This window comes from Devosia sp., from assembly GCF_028290645.1.
Lineage (GTDB): Bacteria > Pseudomonadota > Alphaproteobacteria > Rhizobiales > Devosiaceae > Devosia_A.
Genome location: NZ_JAQGJL010000222.1, coordinates 1 through 4,524, shown reverse-complemented (window position 1 = coordinate 4,524; position 4,524 = coordinate 1). Strand labels below are relative to the sequence as shown.

Below are 4,524 nucleotides of genomic sequence, written 5' to 3'. Positions count from 1 at the left end.
GAAAAAATGGCGCCTCCCCGGTCGCAGACAGAGCCGGGGAGGCGGTCCCAGGGAGCGCCCGGCTTCAGGGAGGAGCCGGGCGTGGGAGGACTTCAACGGAGCGTGGTCAGCAAAAGTTGGAGACTTTTGCGGTTCGACCGCGCGACAAGACGAAAGGTGCAGCCGTTACAGCTTCGAAACCGTGTTCGCTTCGCCCACGATCCCGATCACCGCGGCCTTGTACGCAGCCATCGCCGCCTCAGGCGTCGCTTCGCCCGAAACCACGCTCTCGGTCATGCGCTGGATCTCGGCCGAGACCTTGTTGTAGTTCGGGTCGTTCGGCCGTGCGGTGGTGATCGGCAGCAGCGATTCCTGCGTCTTCTGCAGGTAGACGTTGTTCGGCGTGCTGACGTCGTCACGGATGCGGCGGGCCTCACGATAGCCCTGGAACGCGGTCAGCGATTCCTGGCTGTTCATGTAGCTGAGCAGCGCCCAGGCTTCCGCCGGGTTCTTGGTGGCGGGGTTGAGGACGAACCCCGTGCCGCCTGAGACGGTCACATAGTCCTGCCCGCGATAGCCCTTGCCCGGCTCCTGCGCCGGCATCGAGGCCCAGGTGACTTCCGCATCGCGGTTGTCCATGCCGAATTCGGCGCCCGGCGCCATCACCGAGTTGAAGAACCAGTCGCCCTCGACCAGCATCGCGGTCTTGCCGTCACGGAAGTTGGTGAAGGTGCGGTTGCGACCGTCGCCCAGCAGCTGCGCGCGCTGGTCGCCGAGCTGCTCGTCCACGTAGATGGTCTTGTAGAGGTTCAGGGTATCGAGGATGCCCTGGCTCGAAACGATATACTTGCCGTTCTCGTCGACAACGCTTTCACCCGTCCCGAGGATCGCCATGTAGTAGCCCTGCATGGTGGTGGCTTCGCCCATGTTCACGCCGGCATTCAGCTGCAGCGGGAATGAGTCCGGGTTCGCCTTCTTGATGGCGCGGGCGGCATCGAGCAGTTCGGCCCACGACTTGGGCTGGAAGGTGTCGGGGTCGATCCCGGCCGACTTCAGCAGCTCCTTCCTGACGAAGATCGCGCGCACGTCGGTACCGAGCGCGAGGCCATAGGCCTTGCCCTTATAGCTCATCAGCGACTTGGCGCCTTCCGAGATATGGCTCCAGCCTTCCCAGTTGTTCACTTCCGGGCCGGCCACTTCGTCGAGCGGCTTCAGCAGCCCGCCCTCGACAAAGCTCGGGATCAGGAAGCCGTCGAACGCGGAGACGTCCGCGCCGGCGCCGGTCGAGAAATCGAGCGCCAGCTGCTGCGTCATCTGCTCGTCCTGGCCGCCGAATTCGTTGAGCGAGACGGTGACGTCCTTGCCCTCGGCCTTCATCTTCTCGGTGAAACCGGGGATCACGCTTTCCTTGATCCACACCGCGGTTTCGCTGTTCACGCCGCCGACGACGCAGCGGCAGATCACCGTCAGGTCGACCGCGAAGGCCGGCGTGATCATGGTGGTGGCAGTGGCTAGGCCCAGATACAGGGCGCGCAGGCGATTGCTCATCGCGAAATGTCCTCCCTTGGTGGCGCCACATTGCGGGCGCCGAATTGGCGACGCGAAGGCCCCAATCGGTCCATCGCAGCTCACGACGGGAGAATGAACACGCTTTCATTCACCGTCAAGCGGCAGAATGGATGTTTCGGATGACAACCGCATGACGGCAGCCATGGAACATTCATTCCATTCGGAGCGCGCGCCGTCATAGTCACGTAATCTCAGGGATTTATAGTGTCTGCTGCGGTGGCGCGCTTGACAGCCGGCGCTGGCGGACGGCAGAACCATTTTGCACACGATTTCATTTTAGGCAGTAGGGCAGACCTTTTTGAGCGATCCCGCCACCAGGAACAGGAGCCGCGCCACCGCCGATATGGTGGCGAGCAGGGCCAATGTTTCGCGCGTCGCCGTCTCCCGCGCCTTCAACCCGCATGCCTCGATCAAGCCCGAAAAGCGCGACCTGATCCTCCGCGTCGCGCAGGAGCTCAACTACACCCCGGACATGGCCGCCCGCTCCATGGTCACCGGCCGCTCGCACCTCGTCGGCGTCATCGTGCCCGACGTGTGCAGCCCGTGGGAAAGCCAGGAAATCGACGCGCTGACCACGGCGCTCCAGGCCGAAGGCTTCGCCACGCTCCTCTTCAAGACCCGCACCGACCTGTCGATGGACGAAACCCTCCTCACCTACATGAAGGGCTTCAATCCCGACTCCGTCATCGCCTTCACCGAGAACGTCCGCCCGCAGACGCTGAGCCGCGTCCTCGATCGCGCCGTCCCGATCTACGTCGCCTACCCGCACGGCGAGGACGAAACCGGCGAGGCCCCGGGCCCCCTCTTCGATCGCCTCAATGTCATGCAGCGCGACGGCATCGAGCAGGCCATCGCCCTGATGCAGGGCTATGGCGCCAAGCGCTTCGCCTTCCTCGCCGGCGCCACACACTCGCTCGCCACCGCCGAGCGCGAGCGCATGATGCACAACATCATGGCGGAGCGCGGCCTCGAGCCGCCGCTCCGCATCCAGGGCGATTACACCTACGACACCGCCTACCGCGAGACGTTGAACCTGTTCCGCGTCGGTGAGGGGGCAGATGCCATCTTCTCGGCTAACGACGTCGGCGCCTTCGGCGTCATCGACGCGCTCCGCCATGACCTCGGCCTCCGCGTCCCGCAGGACGTCAAGGTCGTCGGCTTCGACGACATCCTCCAGTCGCACTGGAAGAGCTACAACCTCACCACCGTGAAGATCGACCTCACCGAGCGCGTCCAGGCACTGGTCCGCCTGATCCTCCGCCGCCTAAAATCCCCCAGTTCCCCCTCGCTCACCGAAACCGTGTCGACCCGCCTCGTCGTCCGCGGCACGGTGGGCTGACGAAAAAAGATGACCCGCAAGATCCACCTGGTCTTCAAGACCCACCTCGATATCGGCTTCACCGATCACGCCGCGAAAGTCCGCGCCCAGTACCACGAGCGCTTCATCCCGCAGGCGATCGACACCGGCGAGCACTTCTTCGCCGAGGACCCGGCGAACCCGAAGTTCATCTGGACCACCGGCGCCTGGCTGATCGGGGATCACCTCAACTCGCAGGACGGGGCGCGCGTAAAACGCCTCGAGCGCGCCATCGAGCGCGGGCTCATCACCTGGCACGCGCTGCCCTTCACCACCCATTCCGAACTGATGTCGCCCGCGCTGTTCCGCGCCGGGCTCAGCTACAGCCAGGAGCTCGACAAGCGCTTCGGCAAATCGACCATCTCATCCAAGATGACCGACGTCCCCGGCCACACCATCGGCATCGTGCCGCTGCTCGCCGAAGCCGGGGTGAAGTTCCTGCACCTCGGCGTCAACACCGCCTCGCCGCCCCCCGATGTCCCCGACGTCTTCCGCTGGCGCGCGCCGGACGGTTCCGAAGTCGTCGTCATGTACCAGAAGTCCTACGGCGAGACGCACTTCCCCGAAGGCTTCGACGAAGGCCTCGGCTTCGCCCACACCAGCGACAATATCGGCCCCCAAAGCGTCCCGCAGACCGTCGACGCCCACCGCGAAATCCGCACCCGCAACCCGGGCGCCGAGATCGTCGCATCCACCCTCGACGACTACGGCAAGATCCTCTGGGCTCGCCGCGAAGAGTTTCCCATCGTCGAGCTCGAACTCGCCGACAGCTGGATCTACGGCGCCGGCTCCGACCCGACCAAGGTCAAGCGCTACCTCCACCTGCAGCGCCTCTACGACCAGTTCGCCGCCGACAACCTCACCCCCAGCCGCCTCGCCTTCGGCCGCCGCCTCGCCATGGTCGCCGAGCACACCTGGGGCGTCGACATAAAGTCCTACCTCCGCGACGACACCGCCTGGGACCGCCCCGCCTTCGAAGCCCTGCGCTCCACCGACCACCGCTTCCTCTTCACCGAAGCATCATGGGCCGAGCAGCGCGCCTATCTCGACGCCGCCGTCGCCGAGCTCGATCCGGCAGACCGCATGCTCGCCGAAGCCGCCGAAGACCCGGCCGCCGCAGGCCACGGCTGGCTCGTCGAAACCGATCCCCTAACCGGCGACGTCATCCTCATCCGCTCCCCCGCGGGTGTCGAACTGCGCGGCGAACACGGCAGCCTCCTGGGCTACCGCTACGAGAGCTACGACGCCGCGGACATCGCCGCCCACATGGACACCTACCTGACCCATCGCCTCGAATGGGCCATCCTTGATCACATCAAGCCCGGCCTCGATCGCGCCACCACCGCCCGCTCGGCCACCTTCACCCCGCAGCTCATCGGTGGAGTAGCCACGCTCGACCCCGAGGCCCACGCGCAACTCGGCGCCCCGGCCGAGGTCGCCTACGGCTTCCGCGCGCTGGACGACCACCGCCTCGAGATCACCGTCGAGCTCCTCGACAAGCCCGCCAACCGCATGCCGGAGGCCAGCTTCGTCACCTTCACCCCCGCCGGCCCGCACGATTGGCAGTTCCTCAAGACCGGCCAGTGGCGCGCCGCCAGCCTCGTCGCTCCCAAAGGCGG

General features: G+C 65.7%; 3 protein-coding genes. 2 read left to right on the top strand and 1 reads right to left on the bottom strand.

Translation table 11 applies throughout. The annotated features are described in order from the left end of the window. Positions 1-165: 165 nt before the first annotated feature. Complete coding sequence (locus JWQ89_RS12660; RefSeq protein WP_299641547.1) at positions 166-1,527, bottom strand: extracellular solute-binding protein; 1,362 nt, start codon at positions 1,525-1,527, stop codon at positions 166-168. 319 nt (positions 1,528-1,846) lie between these two features. On the opposite strand from JWQ89_RS12660, the gene JWQ89_RS12655 reads away from it, so the two are divergent. Both JWQ89_RS12655 and JWQ89_RS12650 read left to right on the top strand, forming a co-directional pair. Beyond that, positions 1,847-2,887, top strand: coding sequence for a LacI family DNA-binding transcriptional regulator (locus tag JWQ89_RS12655; protein WP_299641544.1), 1,041 nt, complete (start codon positions 1,847-1,849; stop codon positions 2,885-2,887). Positions 2,888-2,896: 9 nt separating this feature from the next. Next, a partial coding sequence (locus JWQ89_RS12650) for a DUF5054 domain-containing protein (protein WP_299641543.1) occupies positions 2,897-4,524 on the top strand: 1,628 nt, incomplete at its 3' end.

Bases quoted from the DNA above. Each gene is read 5' to 3' on its own strand.
- JWQ89_RS12660 (WP_299641547.1), bottom strand. From the start codon at position 1,527: ATGAGCAATCGCCTGCGCGCCCTGTATCTGGGCCTAGCCACTGCCACC.